A 14335-nucleotide genomic window follows, 5' to 3' on the forward strand; every position below is an offset into this window, starting at 1 on the left:
CCATCTCCTCCTCCTGCTGGTTGCCGCCGCACAGGCGGCGGAACTCCAGGACTCCGAGATCCTTCGCGTACAGATCCATCTGTCTGCCCTCCTCCACTCGGGCCAGGCGGCCCGAGGGCGGTGGCGCGGCTGATGACGAAGTTCGTCAGCCACCAGTCGCGTGCTGCTGTGGGGGCGCTGGCCGGGAAAGGATCTGAGTGCGACGCCGGGCCATCGAGTCGTCTTCGATCTCGAATATCACGTAGTCGCCATCCCGTTTCGGATGCGACCGACCAGAGCGGACCTTGGACTTGAAGTCCACCCACACCTTCGCGCTCATCAAGACGGAGTCCTCGGGGTCCGCCAGGTCACACATCTCGACGATCGTGGATCTTCCCACCCGGCGCACTGCGAGGCGGTTGTCCGGAGCGGCTTCTGTCTTGGTCTTCCTGGCTGTCATCGGGTCTCCACGAGCGTCTGTCCGGGTACCGTGCTTCGACGCTAGGACCTGCGTCTACGCCTACTCAACGAACTTGTACGAACTTGCGCGGTCAGCCAAGAGACCCGATTGCCTTCGTGATCAAAGACCGCGCTTGCGTACCATGCACTGCGTGCGCAGCCAGTTCGGTGAACCCCTTGGTGTACAGGGCGATTTCTCGTGGTTGGGTGATCGTCACGCCTGCTGACAACAGCTCCACGAACACGCGCTTGTCGTCATAGATCGAGAAGGTCTCCATGGTCCACAGCTTCCGCCGCGCGTCGGACGGGATGATGCCCAGCGACACGGACGGCAGGGACATCCCCTCAAGGAGCTGGCCGAGCTGACCGGCCATGACATCATCGTCCGCGATCCGGTCATGCAGGACCGACTCTTCCATGACCATCGCGAAGCGGTGGTCCCCCTCGTACAGCAGGCGGCTGCGAGCAGTCCTCGCCGTGACCGCCTCGTCAATGTCGCGCGGTGCATCGTGGAACTCGGCGAAGGCCGTCAACACCGCTCGCATGTAGCCAGGTGTCTGAAGAGGCCAGGGCATGAACTGCGAGCAGTAAAAGCGGAACAGCCGAGTCTGCTCATAGAGCGATACTCGCGACTGTTGCAGTCTCTTCATGCCGCTGCGTTGCAAGCGTCGCCACTCCACGTACATGCCTTCGGCATCTCGGGTGGCAGCGATCAGATCAGGGATTTCGCCTTCGGCCGCGCAGATCCGGCACCAAGCGCGGATGTCTTCATCCGACGGCAGGGTGCGGCCGTGGATGAGCCGGGAGCATTTGGACTCATCCCATCCGGCGGCCTGCGCCACCGTCCGAGCGGTCAGGCCGGACTCGCGCAGGATCTCTCGCAGCCTCTTCCCAATGGCTAGGCGCGCTTCCTGCGCGCTGGAGGACGGCGATGTGGACACGTGCGATGATCAGGCTGGATGGTACTCCGCGTGGTCGATTCCACGTTGCCATACCGCCTCGAACGCGGACGCGTACAGCTTCACCACGGCCGGATCTTCGGAGAACTCATAACCCGTGGCCTCGCCATCGCCTGAGTGCAGGCCGAAGCGCACCAGCCGATCGTCGAACAGCCAGAAGTCATTCCCCGGCAGGGTGAGATCGGACGACTGGTGGCGGGGCAACCAGCGGACCTGCTCACCCCCCGCAAGGTTGGCGTATGGCGTAGCCGAGTGTTCGTAACGGATGTAGTCGCTGATGGGCTCTGAGATGATGCGAGCCCGGCGAACCACAACGCCACGGGCAACGGTTCTCCTGATCAGGCTGACCCAGGGAGCGTCGAAGTCTGTGCGATCAAAGGGCTTTTCCTCGAGCCATGCACGAAAGCCGGGGCTTGAGCGGCCATAGCCATCGCGCATCTCCAGATGCATCGCTGAGCGCGTGCAACCGTCCAGCAGCTCATTCAGGGTCGGGCTTGCGTTCACCACACGCCTCCACGAGGTAGCCACGCATATGCGCTGGGAGCTTGACGATCATCTCGCCGGGTGCGAGAGGGCTTCGGGCCACAACTTGCTCCACGACGGACGGATCTGTGACCGTGATCCCCTGAATCACGAAGCTTCCATCATTGTCATCGACCCAGACCGACGGGCAGCCGCCGTGCTCGCTGGTGCCGTCGATGCCGATGAACCGTAGCGCCATGACGGCCTCCGCTGCTCGGGGTGTGCGTGAACTTGCACACCGACGAGCCTGAACTGCGGCCGAACCCCGTAAGGGAACCACCGAGATGTCCCTGTGAGGTCATCACCAAGTCATCACCGGTGCTGGCAACTGTCGCAATCAGCCAGGAACAACAAGAAGCCCCAGACTCGCGACATACGCCGTGAGCTGGGGCTTCATCTCCTGTACGACCAGGTCGGACCTGGTCTGTCATGGAGCCTGGTGGACGATACTGGGATTGAACCAGTGACCTCTTCCGTGTCAGGGAAGCGCTCTCCCGCTGAGCTAATCGTCCTTGTGAGGTGGCGACGGGATTTGAACCCGTGTGGACGGCTTTGCAGGCCGCTGCCTCGCCTCTCGGCCACGCCACCGAGCCGGAAGCTCCGAGCGGAAGACGGGATTCGAACCCGCGACCCTCACCTTGGCAAGGTGATGCTCTACCACTGAGCCACTTCCGCGTGCGCCCCGCTCGCGCCGGGCGACGAGAGAACTCTAGCGAATCTCGGCCGAGTACCCAAACTGGATAACGCCCGCCCAGGTCAGGTGTGGCCGCCGTTGACCGTGACGCGCTGCCCGGTGACGAACGCGCCGCCCGGCGAGGCCAGGAACGCCACCGCCGCCGCGATGTCCTCCGGCGTCCCCATGCGCCCCAGCGGCACCTCCGCCAGGTAGCCGGCCGGGTCGAGCCCGGCGTGCCGCTCGACCGGGATCCAGCCGGGCGCGACGACGTTGACCGTGATCCCGTACGGCCCCAGCTCGCGCGCCCACACCTCGGTCAGCGCGTGCTGGGCGGCCTTGGCCCCGATGTAGGCGGACATGCCGGGCAGCCGGCGGTCCACGATGTCGGAGCCGATCTGGATCACCCGGCCGCCGCCCCGCTCCTTCATGCCCGGCAGCAGCGCCTGCACCAGCAGCGTCGGGCTCTTGACGAAGAAGCGGAGCTGGTCGAGGTGGTCCTCCCAGGTCAGCTCGGCGAAGGGCACGGACGGCTGCGGGCCGGTCGCGTTGGCCACGAGCACGCCGGCCGGGCCGAGGCCCTCGGCGACCCGCTCGGCCAGCTCGGCGACCGCGCCCTCGTCGGTGACGTCGGCGGGGAACGCCCGCGCCGTGCCTCCCTCGGCGCGGATGGCCGCCACCACCCGGGCGGCGCCGTCGGCGTCCCGGTGGAAGTTGACGGCCACGGCGAAGCCGTCGGCGGCGAGCCGGCGGGCGATCACGGCTCCGAGGCCGCGCGAGGCCCCGGTGACGAGGGCGACGGAGTCCATGCGTGCGACTGTAACCCCGTCCGGGGAGCCCGCCCGTCCCGGTCCCCGCGTTGGGTCCCCGAACGGCCCGCGTTCGGTAAGGGGGCGCGTGCCCGGCGGGCGGCGCGGGTAGGCCGCCGGGCGTGGCTGAACACGACGTCATCGACCTGCTGATGGCCCAGCACGGACGCATCAGGGACCTGTTCGACGAGGTCGAGCAGGCGCCGCCGGAGAAGCTGGAGGCGGCCTTCGGCCGGCTGACCCGCCTGCTGTCGGTGCACGAGACGGCCGAGGAGGAGATCGTCCACCCGTACGCCCGCCGTAAGCTCGGCGACGGCCAGGGCGTGGTCGCCGACCGGCTGCGCGAGGAGAGCGTCGCCAAGCGGCTCCTGCACGCCCTGCACCGCGCGGGCGTGGACGACCCCCGCTTCTGGGACCGCCTGGCCGAGCTGCGCGCCGCCGTGACCGCGCACGCGCGCGGCGAGGAGCGCTACGAGTTCACCAGGCTGCGCGCGTGCACCACGCCCGTGGAGCGCCGGGCGATGGCGGCGGCGGTCCAGGCCGCCGAGGCGCTGGCGCCGCACCACCCGCTGCCCGGCGTCGAGTCGGCCACGGCGAACCTGCTGGTGGGCACCCCGGCGGCGCTGATGGAGCGGGCCCGCGAGGCGATCCGCAGGGCCCTCGGCAGGACGTGAGCGCCCCCACGCACACACGCTTCGACGCGGGGCGAAACGTGGCCGTACTACCGTCGTGAGCATGGAGCCCATCACCCGAGACGCCGACATCGCCCCGGTCGCCGCGCTCATCGCGGACCCGACCCGGGCGGCCATCCTCACCGCCCTGCTGGACGGCCGCGCGCTCGCGGCGGGCGAGCTGGCCAGGGTCGCCGGCGTGAGCGCCGCCACCGCCAGCGCCCACCTGGCCCGGCTGCTGGAGGGCCGGCTCGTGGACGTCGTCCGCCAGGGCCGCCACCGCTACTACCGCCTGGCCTCCCACGAGGTGGCCGAGGTCCTGGAGGTCATGGCCAGGATCAGCACCCGCCCGCCGGTCCGCTCGCTGCGCCAGTCGCGCCAGGCCAGGCTCCTGGAGGAGGCCCGCACCTGCTACGACCACCTGGCCGGCCGCGCCGGGGTCGGGCTGCTCGACGGCCTGCGCGCCGGCGGCTACTACGCCGGCGCCGACCTGACCGGGGAGGGCGAGCGGCTGCTGGCCGGGCTCGGCGTGGACGTGGCCGGCGCGCGCGGCTCGCGGCGCAGGTTCGCGCCCGAGTGCCTGGACTGGACCGAGCGCCGGGCCCACCTCGGCGGGGCGCTCGGCGCCGCCGTCACGCACGCGTTGTTCGAGCGCGGCTGGTACCGGCGCGGCACCGTCCCACGTGCGGTGATCCTCACCGACGCGGGCAGGGAAGGGCTCGCGGCGCTGTTCCCGAGTAAGGAGCTAACATCGCATACACCAGTTACCTGACCCAGGGAGAGCGATCATGCGCGACAACGGAGTCGTGGACGTCGGCCCCGGACCGCTGAGCTTCCAGGACGTGATCGACGTGGCCCGCCACGGGGCCGCCGTCCGGCTCACCGACGACGCCGTGGCCGCCGTGGCGGCCGCCCGCCAGCGGGTGGACGAGCTGGCCGACAGCCCCGTCCCCGCGTACGGCATCTCGACCGGGTTCGGCGCGCTGGCCACCCGGCACATCGACCCGGCGCTGCGGGCCCAGCTCCAGCGCTCGCTCGTGCGCTCGCACGCCGCCGGCAGCGGCCCCGAGGTCGAGACCGAGGTCGTGCGCGCCCTCATGCTGCTGCGCCTGAGCACCCTCGCCACCGGCCACACCGGCATCCGCCCGGCCACGGCCAAGACCCTCGCCGCGCTGCTCAGCGCCGGCATCACCCCGGTCGTGCACGAGTACGGCAGCCTCGGCTGCTCCGGCGACCTGGCGCCGCTCGCGCACGTCGCGCTCACCCTCATGGGCGAGGGCGTGGTCCGCGACCGCGACGGCAGGGTCCTGCCCGCCGCCGAGGCGCTCAAGCAGGCCGGGATCGAGCCGGTCGAGCTGGCCGCCAAGGAGGGCCTGGCGCTGATCAACGGCACCGACGGCATGCTGGGCATGCTCGTCCTGGCCGTCCACGACCTCACCCGCCTGGTCAGGACCGCCGACGTGAGCGCCGCGATGAGCGTCGAGGCGCTGCTCGGCACCGACCGCGTGTTCGCCCCCGAGTTGCAGGCCCTGCGCCCGCACCCCGGCCAGGCCCGCTCGGCCGCCAACATGGTGAAGGTCCTGCGCGAGTCGGCGATCATGGCCAGCCACCGCGACCCCGGCGCCTGCACCCGCGTCCAGGACGCCTACTCGCTGCGCTGCGCCCCGCAGGTCGCCGGGGCCGCCCGCGACACGATCGCGCACGCCGCCACCGTCGCCGAGCGGGAGCTGGCCGCCGCCGTGGACAACCCGGCCGTGCTGGCCGACGGCCGGGTGGAGTCCAACGGCAACTTCCACGGGGCGCCCCTGGCGTACGTGCTGGACTTCCTGGCCGTCGTCGCCGCCGACCTGGCCTCGATGTCCGAGCGCCGCACCGACCGCTTCCTGGACGTGGCCCGCAACCACGGGCTGCCGGCCTTCCTCGCCGACGACCCCGGCGTGGACTCCGGCCACATGATCGCCCAGTACACCCAGGCCGCGATCGTCTCCGAGCTGAAGCGCCTGGCCGTGCCCGCCAGCGTCGACTCCATCCCCAGCTCCGCCATGCAGGAGGACCACGTGTCCATGGGCTGGTCGGCCGCGCGCAAGCTGCGCAGGTCGATCGACGGGCTCACCCGCGTGCTGGCGATCGAGGTCCTGACCGCCGCCCGCGCGCTCGACCTGCGCGCCCCCCTGCGGCCCGCGCCCGCCACGGCCGCCGTGGTGCGGGCGCTGCGCGAGACCGTCCCGGCCCCCGGGCCCGACCGGTTCCTGGCCCCGGAGATCGAGGCCGCCGTCCGGCTGGTCGCCGAGGGCGGGGTCGTCGGCGCGGTGGAGACGGTCACCGGCCCCCTGGAGTGACCCGCTCCGGCAGGGCGACGATCAGGTCCACCTCCAGCAGCAGCCCCGGCATGAACAGCCGCGACACCTCCACGGTGGTGCTGGCCGGGGGAGTGCCGGTGAGGTACCTGCGGCGCACCGCGCCGTACTCGGCGCGGGCGTCCATGTCCGTCAGGTACGTCCGGACGAACGCGATGTCGCCGAACCCGGCCCCCTGGTCGGCGAGGATGCGCCCGATGACCTGGAAGACGTGCTCGGCCTGGGCCGTCATCGAGCCCTCGCCGACGACCTTCCCGTCCTCGTCGAAGGCCGCCACCCCGGAGACGTAGAGGGTGTCGCCGGCCCGCACCGCGTGCGAGTACATGCCGTTGGTGGCCGGGACCGTCGCCAGGTTGAGCGGCACCGCCCGCGCGGTGGCCGCCGGGCCGCCGTCCACGTGCCCGGCGATGGCGGTCAGGTCGCGCTCGCCCAGCCCGGCCGTCCGCGCCTCCTGCAGCCGGGCGCGGGCGGCCGCCGCCACCGTCGCGCCCTGCCACGCGCCCAGCTCCAGGTCCTTGGCGGCGTGCGCGAGGGAGTAGCGGGTCTCGGGGGCGGGCACGCGCAGCCGCTCGGCCAGCCCGCCCAGCGGGGTGCCGGCCAGCACGTCGAGCAGCGCCTCGCGGTCCACGCCGTGCGCCCGGCCGTACGCGAGCGTCTCGGCCAGCAGCACCTGGGCGGGCACGACGGCGTTCATCACGGCCAGCTTCATGGCCGCGCCCGCGCCCAGCGGGCCCAGCTCGCGCACCGTGCCGAACACCGACAGCACCTCGCGGCAGCCCGCCACGTCCCCGCCGGCCAGGACGGTCAGCGTGCCCTCGGCGGCCGGGCCCACGCTGCCCAGCACCGGCGCGTCCACCAGGCCCACCTCGGCGGGGAGCAGCGCCCGCAGCTCCCGCACCGCCTCCGGGCCGATCGTGGACATCTCGATCACCGTCGCGCCGGGCCGCAGCCCCGGCAGCGCCGCCGTCAGCACCTCGCGTACCGCGGCCGGGTCGCTCAGCATCGTGATGACCAGGTCCGCGCCTTCCACCGCCGCAGCCACCGGGACACCGGTCCCGCGCCGCCACGTCGTCACGTCGTGCCCGAGTGCGGGCCCGGCCTCCGCCAGCCGCCGGGCCATGGGGACGCCCATGCGTCCCTGTCCGAGAAAAGCAATCACGTCCTCAGTGAAGCGGGACGCCCGGTATTCCACCACCGACTAGATTGCATATCAGCCATGCATGAACAGAATGCCTTCGACGCCGCCGCGCTCCGCCTTTTTGATGAGGTCGCCCGCGGCGGCTCCTTCACGGCCGCCGCCGAGCTGCTCGGCTACACCCAGTCGGCGGTCTCCCGCCGCGTCGCCGCGCTGGAGCGGGCCGCCGGCGGGCCGCTGTTCGAGCGGCTGGCCCGCGGGGTACGGCTGACGCCCGCCGGGGCCGCCCTGCACCGGCACGCCGTCGCCGTGCTCGACCGGCTCGACCGGGCGGGGGAGGAGCTGGCCGCCATCCACGCGGGGATGGGCGGCACGCTGCGGCTGGGCGCGTTCGCCACCGCCAACGTGGACCTGGTGCCGGGCACGCTCAAGCGCTTCGCCGCCCGCCGGCCCGGCGTCGAGCTGCGCCTGGTCGAGGGCCTGACCGTCCGGCTGCTGGAGCGGCTGGGCGCCGGGGCGCTGGACGTCGCCGTCATCAGCGACTACCCGGCCGGCCTGCCGGCGGTCGGCGCCGGCCGGCTCGTGGAGCTGTGCGAGGACCGGCTGCTGGTCGCGCTGCCCGCCGGGCACCGGCTGGCCGGCGCGGCCGAGGTGGAGCTGCGCGAGCTGGCCGGGGAGCGCTGGATCGAGGCCGCCCCGAGCGGCCAGCCGACGTTGCTGCTCGCCGCGTGCGCCGCCGCCGGGTTCACGCCGCGCGGCGGGCTGCGGGTGGCCGAGTGGACGGGCAAGTTCGGCTTCGTCGCGGCCGGGCTCGGCGTGACGCTGGTGCCGGAGCTGGCCGCCCGCGCCGTGCCGCCCAGCCTGGTGCTGCGCCCCCTGCTCGGCCCCGCCCCGGTGCGCCGGGTGTACGCGGCCCTGCCGGACGACCCCCTGCCCGCGGCGGTGGAGCTCGTCGAACTGCTGGGAGAATGGCAAGCGTGTACGACGGTTTTGCCCACTTAGGTGGCACTCTGGCCACCGGGCTGCGTGACGTGACCTCCGACCTGGCCGCGCTCGACGGCGAGGGCTGGTGGGCCGTCGTCGTCGACTACGAGGGCAAGGTCACCTGCGCCCGCTTCGACCGGACCCGCCGCGCGCCCCTGCCCCGCCCGCCCGTCCCCTGGCACGGCCCGCGCCCGGACGAGTGGCGCAGCTCCCTGGACCGCGACGCCTACGAGCGCGGCGTGCGCGCCATCCGCTCCCTCATCGAGCGGGGCGAGGTCTACCAGGCCAACCTGTGCCGCGTGCTCACCGCGCCGCTCCCGCCCGGCGCCGACCCCCTCGCCCTGGCCGCCCGGCTCGCCGAGGGCAACCCCGCCCCCTACGGCGGCGTGGTCCGCGTCCCCGGCCTGAGCGTGGTCACCGCCTCGCCGGAGCTCTACCTGTCGCGCGACGGCGACGTCGTCGAGTCCCGGCCGATCAAGGGCACCGGCGCGACCGCCGCCGACCTGCTCGACAAGGACCACGCCGAGAACGTCATGATCGTCGATCTGGTCCGCAACGACCTGGGCAGGGTCGCGGCCGTCGGCTCGGTCGAGGTGCCCGAGCTGTGCGCGATCGAGGAGCACCCCGGGCTGGTCCACCTCGTCTCCACCGTGCGCGCCAGGCTCGCGCCGGGGACCGGCTGGCCGGAGCTGTTCGCGGCCACGTTCCCGCCCGGGTCCGTCACCGGCGCGCCCAAGTCCTCGGCGCTGCGCGTCATCAATGAGCTCGAAGCAGCCCCCCGGGGGCCGTACTGTGGCACGGTGGGCTGGGTCGACGCCGACCGGGGCACGGCGGCGCTGGCCGTGGGCATCAGGACTTTCCAGATCTCGGCAGGCGAGATCCGGTTCGGCACGGGAGCGGGCATCACGTGGGGCAGCGACCCCGGGCGCGAATGGCTCGAGACCGAGCTCAAAGCAGCCAGGCTCATCGCCCTGGCATCCACAGGAGGAAACTGAATGAACATCCCTGTCTGGGTCAACGGGGAGCTGATCGACCCCGCCCAGGCCACCGTCTCGGTCTTCGACCACGGGCTCATGGTCGGCGACGGCGTGTTCGAGACCATCAAGATCGTCAACGGCAGGTCGTTCGCGCTCACTCGTCACCTCGACCGGCTCAGGCTCTCCGCCCGGCGGATGGACCTGCCCGAGCCGGACATCGAGGCCATCGCCGACGGCGTCGCCCGCTGCCTGGAGGCCGCCCCCGCGTGGGAGCTGGGCCGCATCCGCATCACCTACACCAGCGGCCCGGGCCCGCTCGGCTCCGACCGCGGCGACCAGGGCACCACCTCGATCGTCATCGTGGACGAGCAGAAGCCGTTCCCCGCCACCGCGAGCGTCGCCGTCGTCCCCTGGCCGCGCAACGAGCGCGGCGCGCTGGCCGGCGTCAAGAGCACCTCCTACGGCGACAACGCCAAGGCCCTGCTGCACGCCAAGAAGCGCGGCGCCGGCGAGGCGATCTTCGGCAACCTGGCGGGCCGGTTGTGCGAGGGCACCGGCTCCAACATCTTCGTCGTCCTCGACGGCCGCCTGGTCACCCCCACCCTGGAGTCCGGCTGCCTGGCCGGCGTGACCCGGGCGCTGGTGCTGGAATGGTGCGGCGGCGAGGAGGCCGACGTGCCCCTGTCGGCCCTGTACGAGGCCGAGGAGGCCTTCCTCACCTCCACCACCCGCGACGTGCAGCCGATCGGGCTCGTGGACGACACCGAGCTGCCGGCCGCCCCCGGCCCCGTCACCACCAAGGCCATGCGGGTCTTCGCCGAGCGCTCGGCCGGAGATCTCGACCCGTGACCTCGACCCGTGACCGGCGGGGCCCCGGCGCGCCCGGGGCCCGTCCGCCGGTCTAGTAGCTCTTCTGGGTCTGGACGTTGAAGTCGTCCATCTTCACCTTCCTGGCCGGGTCGGTGAGCGGGTCGTCGATCTCCAGGACGTCCAGGCCCTCGGTGATGTCGCTGGAGTAGATGTAGCCGTTGTAGTAGTAGGCCGACCAGGAGCCCGCCACGGTGACCGGCCGGTGGGGGCCGCGCTCGAAGTAGCCGATCTCCTTGGGGGCGGCCGAGTCGGTGAAGTCCCAGATCGACACGCCGCCCTGGTACCACGACTGGACCATGACGTCCTTGCCCGGCACCGGGATCAGCGAGCCGTTGTGGGCCACGCAGTTCTCGTCCTGCTGCTGGTCACGCGGGATCTTGAAGTAGCCGCGCAGCTCCAGCTTGCCGTTCACCAGGTCGTAGACGGCGTTCGCGCCCTTGGTGCGCGGCGTGCCGCTGTCGCAGGTGGCCTGGCCGCCGCCGCCGAGCTCGTCGCTGAAGACGACCTTGGTCGCGTCGTTGTTGAACGTCGCCGAGTGCCAGATCGAGAAGTTCTGGGTGTCGGTGAGCTGCTGGAGCACCTTCGGCCGTACCGGGTCGGAGATGTCGAGCAGCACGCCGTCGCCGAAGCAGGCGGCCGCGGCGAGCTTCTTCTCCGGGTAGGCGGTGATGTCGTGGCAGCCCGAGGCGAGCTCGGAGCGCTGGCGTTCGGGGAAGATGTCGGGCTTGGCCACCACCCGCGCCGACTGCGGCGAGCCCGTCGGGATCTCCACGATCTGGATCAGCTCGTGCGGCGCCGGGCAGGTCTCGGAGTCGGGCACCGGGCCGGGCGAGGAGACGTAGACGTACAGCCTGTCGCCGTCCGGGACCATCGTGTGGGTGTGCGAGCCGCACTCGGTCGCGACCGCGCCGACGTAGCGGGGGTGGCTCTTGTCGCTGATGTCGAAGATGCGCAGCCCTTCCCAGGCCGGCTCGTCCTCGTCGGCGTCGCACTCCGGCCCGGAGACCGGCTCGTCGATGGAGAGGATCAGCAGGTTCTCGTGGACCGAGACGTCGTTCTGCTGGCCGGGGCAGGCCACCTGGGCGACCGTGCGGGGCTTGGTGGGGTCGCTGATGTCGTAGACGGCGAAACCGCCGAAGTTGCCCTGGAAGGCGTAGTCGCCCTGGAAGGCCAGGTCCGTGTTGATGTCGTCGCGCCCGTCGAACGGGGCGGTCCTCGGCAGGTGCGCGACCTGCTTGACGTTGTCGCTGGTCATGACGCCGTCCGCGGCCGAGGGGGCGGACGTGCCGGCCGGAGCGCTGGTCTCCTGCTGTGTGGTGGCTGAGCTGTCCGGCGCCCCTGAGGCCGGCCCGCCGCCGGCGCACGCGGAGGCCAGCAGCAGCACCGCCGCGCCCGCCACCGCTCCGCGCAACTTGGCAGAGATCAACGCGCATTCCCCTTTGTCTCGTAGCTCACTATGGAAGCTATGTCAGCAGGTTCGCAGTCGCGTACGGCGTTTATCACAGTTATGGCGATATTCGGGCTCGCCGCCTGTGCCGCCCAGCCCGCGCGGCAGCCGTCCCCGGTCGGGACGGGCGCGCCCGTGATCGTGCCCGCCGACCCCGGGGCGCCCGCGCGCACGGCCACGCCCGGCGAGCGGGTGGGCCGGACGCCACGGCCGACGGTGGCCGCCGACGTGCGCTTCGCCGAAGCCATGATCCCGCACCACCGGCAGGCCCTGGAAATGACGTCCCTGGTCGAGCAGCGCACCACGACGCCCGCGATCCGCACCGTGGCCCGCGCGATCACCGCCGCCCAGACGCCCGAGATCAGGACCATGACGAGCTGGCTCGCCGAGCTGGGCCGCCCGGCCCCCGCCGCGCACGCCCACGCCTCGCCGGGCTCGCCCGGCTACGGCATGGCCACGGAGGAGGAGCTGAACGCGCTGCGGGCCGCCCGCGGGACCGCCTTCGACCGCCTGTTCCTGCGGCTCATGACCCGGCACCACGAGGGGGCGGTGAAGATGGCGGGGGAGGAACTGGCCGGCGGCCGCGACCTGCGCATGCGGCTGCTGGCCAAGGACGTGTACTCGGGGCAGAGCATCGAGATCGCCCGCATGCGCGCGGCCCTGGAGGCCCTGCCGGCGTGACGACCCCCGGGAACGCCGAAGGGGCGGGCTCCTCGGCCCGCCCCTTCGGCGCGTCGGTGTCCGGGTGTCTCAGGACGGCAGGTCTCAGGACGGCAGGTCTCAGGACGGCCAGAGCATGTTGGTCAGCTCGGCGTCCAGGTCCATGAAATCGGTCTCACGCCCCGCCGGCACCTTCTCGTACGTCCGGTGCAGGAACTCGGTGAGCGGCGCCAGCGGCACCTCGAACAACGCCTGGCCGAACGGTGAGGTCAGGCTGATGTGGAGCGTGCGCTCGCCGTCGGCGCGCGCGGGCCATACCTGCACGTCGCCGTCGCCGACACGCCGTACGATGCCCACGGTCAGCAACTCGCGGGCGAAGATCCACTCGACCGGCTCGTCGTTCCCTACGTGGAAGGCCATGCGGATGGCGTACGGATCGTCGGCCGTGTAGCTCAGTCCGGCGAGCAGGGGGACGGTAGTACGGTCGGGGACCACTAGCCGAAGGCCAAGCTCGGCGGAGACGGTGGTGCTGTTCATCGTCAGCCAAACCTTTTCGTCGTAGGTCCCCTCTTCGGGGCTTTCACTGCTCTGACGGACTTCGTCCTGAGCTATGACGCGGAACGAAGAAACCTGTAGGAAAGATTCCGCCTCAGGGCCCTTCTGTAACGCACATCACAGCTGGACATTTAACCCTCTACCAGGCTAAACGGCATCAATCGGGTGGCATTTGCAAGGGTTTTGCGTGCTGTCGAGCCTGTCCCGGAACGCTCGACCATGAACGTTTCTCTCGAAAGATCGCGACCGGTGCCTTCCGGAACACGACGATGGTATGTCACCGACCCCCATCGCCGGTGGGCAACCGCCGCCTTTCACCCTGAATCCCTCTCCGGTCATCACCCGACGCCCTCTCGCGATCACCGCCCGCCCGCAGCCCGGTCGCGGCCCGCCCGTTCCACGATCGCTTCGCTTCGCCAGCAGGTGCCAGAGTGCGGTATGGTTTTCCCGTCGGCAACGCGAGGAGCCGTCAGGCGGGCGATTAGCTCAGCGGGAGAGCGCTTCGTTCACACCGAAGAGGTCACTGGTTCGATCCCAGTATCGCCCACCGCCAGTGAGAAGCCCTCGTCCCACGCCAGTGGGGCGGGGGCTTTTTCGTGCCGGCGGCACCCGGCTCAGAGGCCGCTCAGCGCCTCGGGGGTGGCGGGGACCCTGTCCCAGTCGATGGCGACCTTCCCCGGGTCCTCGGGGGCGATCACGGCCGGGAGCCGGGTGTCGGGGAAGACCAGGGCCAGATACTGCGGTGGCACGCGGTGGGCCAGGCGCACCTCGTACGGGCCGTGCGGGCCCGGCACGCGCAGGTGCAGACCCAGGATCGGGTCGCCGTTGCCGGCGGTCATGCCGTCCGTCGAGAACGTGCCCAGCACCGTCGCCATGACGGGCGTGCCGCGCGCGATGACGTCGGCGGCCGACACGTGCCCGCCCGCTCCGGCCGGGGCCGGTGGGCGGGCGAGGCCCGCCGGGGCCGGATCGTGGGCGAGGCCCGCCATGACCTGGTGCGTCGCCCGGTTCACCCGGCCCATGATCATCAGGAACGCGCCGGGGATCGTCAGCACCATGCCCGCCGGGAAGGCGACCATCGTCCAGTCCGGGATCGGCCACACCAGCAGCATCCCGGCGGCGCCGGTCGCCAGCGCCAGCGTGCCGGCCACCTCCATCGCCACCCCGATCGGGAACAACCTGTCCTTGCCCGCCACCGTCGTGCTCCTCGTCCGCGTAGGGTGATCCGTTGCCGTGATCAGTAAAGGGGGACACGCTTGCGTGGCGCTTGCACACCGT

Annotated in this window: 16 protein-coding genes and 4 tRNA genes; 8 read left to right on the forward strand and 12 right to left on the reverse strand. The window is 71.8% G+C overall.

All coding sequences use genetic code 11. The annotated features are described in order from the left end of the window. Positions 1-145: 145 nt before the first annotated feature. From AB0H75_RS38090 to AB0H75_RS38125, 8 genes are all read right to left on the reverse strand, one after another. Positions 146-439 carry a hypothetical protein gene (locus AB0H75_RS38090; protein WP_367804525.1) on the reverse strand — a complete coding sequence of 98 codons (294 nt, stop codon included), beginning with the start codon at positions 437-439 and terminating at the stop codon, positions 146-148. A gap of 91 nt (positions 440-530) precedes the next feature. Beyond that, positions 531-1379, reverse strand: a complete 849-nt coding sequence (locus tag AB0H75_RS38095; protein WP_367804526.1) for a helix-turn-helix domain-containing protein — start codon at positions 1377-1379, stop codon at positions 531-533. 9 nt (positions 1380-1388) lie between these two features. Then, positions 1389-1901, reverse strand: a complete 513-nt coding sequence (locus AB0H75_RS38100) for a DUF6879 family protein (protein ID WP_367804527.1) — start codon at positions 1899-1901, stop codon at positions 1389-1391. Continuing rightward, positions 1876-2118: a hypothetical protein gene (locus AB0H75_RS38105; protein ID WP_367804528.1), complete on the reverse strand. Its 243-nt coding sequence runs from the start codon at positions 2116-2118 to the stop codon at positions 1876-1878. The genes AB0H75_RS38100 and AB0H75_RS38105 overlap by 26 nt, the downstream gene beginning before the upstream one ends. 238 nt (positions 2119-2356) lie before the next feature. Then, positions 2357-2431: transfer RNA gene (locus AB0H75_RS38110), tRNA-Val, on the reverse strand. Between the two features lie 5 nt (positions 2432-2436). Next, positions 2437-2507: transfer RNA gene (locus AB0H75_RS38115), tRNA-Cys, on the reverse strand. Positions 2508-2522: 15 nt separating this feature from the next. After that, positions 2523-2594: transfer RNA gene (locus tag AB0H75_RS38120), tRNA-Gly, on the reverse strand. Between the two features lie 81 nt (positions 2595-2675). Next, complete coding sequence (locus AB0H75_RS38125) at positions 2676-3401, reverse strand: SDR family NAD(P)-dependent oxidoreductase (protein WP_367804529.1); 726 nt, start codon at positions 3399-3401, stop codon at positions 2676-2678. Between the two features lie 122 nt (positions 3402-3523). On the opposite strand from AB0H75_RS38125, the gene AB0H75_RS38130 reads away from it, so the two are divergent. The 3 genes from AB0H75_RS38130 to hutH all read left to right on the forward strand — a co-directional run bounded on the left by AB0H75_RS38130 (position 3524) and on the right by hutH (position 6411). Next, entirely contained in the window at positions 3524-4075 is a 552-nt protein-coding gene (locus AB0H75_RS38130) for a hemerythrin domain-containing protein (protein ID WP_367804530.1), read from the forward strand. 61 nt (positions 4076-4136) lie between these two features. Then, a complete protein-coding gene (locus AB0H75_RS38135) occupies positions 4137-4844 on the forward strand; it encodes an ArsR/SmtB family transcription factor (RefSeq protein ID WP_367804531.1) in 708 nt (235 codons plus the stop codon). A 16-nt stretch (positions 4845-4860) separates the two neighbouring features. Beyond that, positions 4861-6411 carry a histidine ammonia-lyase gene (hutH, locus tag AB0H75_RS38140; protein ID WP_367804532.1) on the forward strand — a complete coding sequence of 517 codons (1551 nt, stop codon included), beginning with the start codon at positions 4861-4863 and terminating at the stop codon, positions 6409-6411. Here hutH and AB0H75_RS38145 read toward each other — a convergent pair. Further along, entirely contained in the window at positions 6392-7624 is a 1233-nt protein-coding gene (locus tag AB0H75_RS38145; RefSeq protein WP_367804533.1) for a Rid family hydrolase, read from the reverse strand. The genes hutH and AB0H75_RS38145 overlap by 20 nt on opposite strands. Before the next feature lie 21 nt (positions 7625-7645). Between AB0H75_RS38145 and AB0H75_RS38150 the strand changes: the two genes are divergently transcribed. From AB0H75_RS38150 to AB0H75_RS38160, 3 genes are read left to right on the forward strand one after another with little or no spacing between them, the layout of a single operon-like run. Beyond that, positions 7646-8566 (forward strand): LysR family transcriptional regulator, encoded by a 921-nt coding sequence (locus AB0H75_RS38150; protein ID WP_367804534.1) that lies wholly within the window; start codon positions 7646-7648, stop codon positions 8564-8566. Next, on the forward strand, positions 8542-9543 hold the full coding sequence (locus AB0H75_RS38155; protein ID WP_367804536.1) for a chorismate-binding protein: 1002 nt from the start codon (positions 8542-8544) through the stop codon (positions 9541-9543). Before AB0H75_RS38150 ends, AB0H75_RS38155 begins: the two co-directional genes overlap by 25 nt. Next, a complete protein-coding gene (locus tag AB0H75_RS38160) occupies positions 9544-10374 on the forward strand; it encodes an aminotransferase class IV (protein WP_367804538.1) in 831 nt (276 codons plus the stop codon). 52 nt (positions 10375-10426) lie between these two features. Here AB0H75_RS38160 and AB0H75_RS38165 read toward each other — a convergent pair whose 3' ends face one another. Further along, entirely contained in the window at positions 10427-11821 is a 1395-nt protein-coding gene (locus AB0H75_RS38165; RefSeq protein WP_367804540.1) for a hypothetical protein, read from the reverse strand. A gap of 81 nt (positions 11822-11902) precedes the next feature. On the opposite strand from AB0H75_RS38165, the gene AB0H75_RS38170 reads away from it, so the two are divergent. Then, positions 11903-12523, forward strand: coding sequence for a DUF305 domain-containing protein (locus tag AB0H75_RS38170; protein WP_367804542.1), 621 nt, complete (start codon positions 11903-11905; stop codon positions 12521-12523). 99 nt (positions 12524-12622) lie between these two features. Here the strand turns inward: AB0H75_RS38170 and AB0H75_RS38175 are convergent, their stop codons facing one another. Beyond that, positions 12623-13039 carry an SsgA family sporulation/cell division regulator gene (locus AB0H75_RS38175; protein WP_020547189.1) on the reverse strand — a complete coding sequence of 139 codons (417 nt, stop codon included), beginning with the start codon at positions 13037-13039 and terminating at the stop codon, positions 12623-12625. Positions 13040-13532: 493 nt separating this feature from the next. Between AB0H75_RS38175 and AB0H75_RS38180 the strand changes: the two genes are divergently transcribed. Next, positions 13533-13604 (forward strand) — tRNA-Val (locus AB0H75_RS38180). A gap of 67 nt (positions 13605-13671) precedes the next feature. Here the strand turns inward: AB0H75_RS38180 and AB0H75_RS38185 are convergent. Next, positions 13672-14253 (reverse strand): hypothetical protein, encoded by a 582-nt coding sequence (locus AB0H75_RS38185; protein ID WP_367804545.1) that lies wholly within the window; start codon positions 14251-14253, stop codon positions 13672-13674. Positions 14254-14335: the final 82 nt, after the last annotated feature.

The sequence above is a fragment of the Nonomuraea sp. NPDC050783 genome (genome assembly GCF_040802095.1).
Classification (GTDB): Bacteria; Actinomycetota; Actinomycetes; order Streptosporangiales; family Streptosporangiaceae; genus Nonomuraea.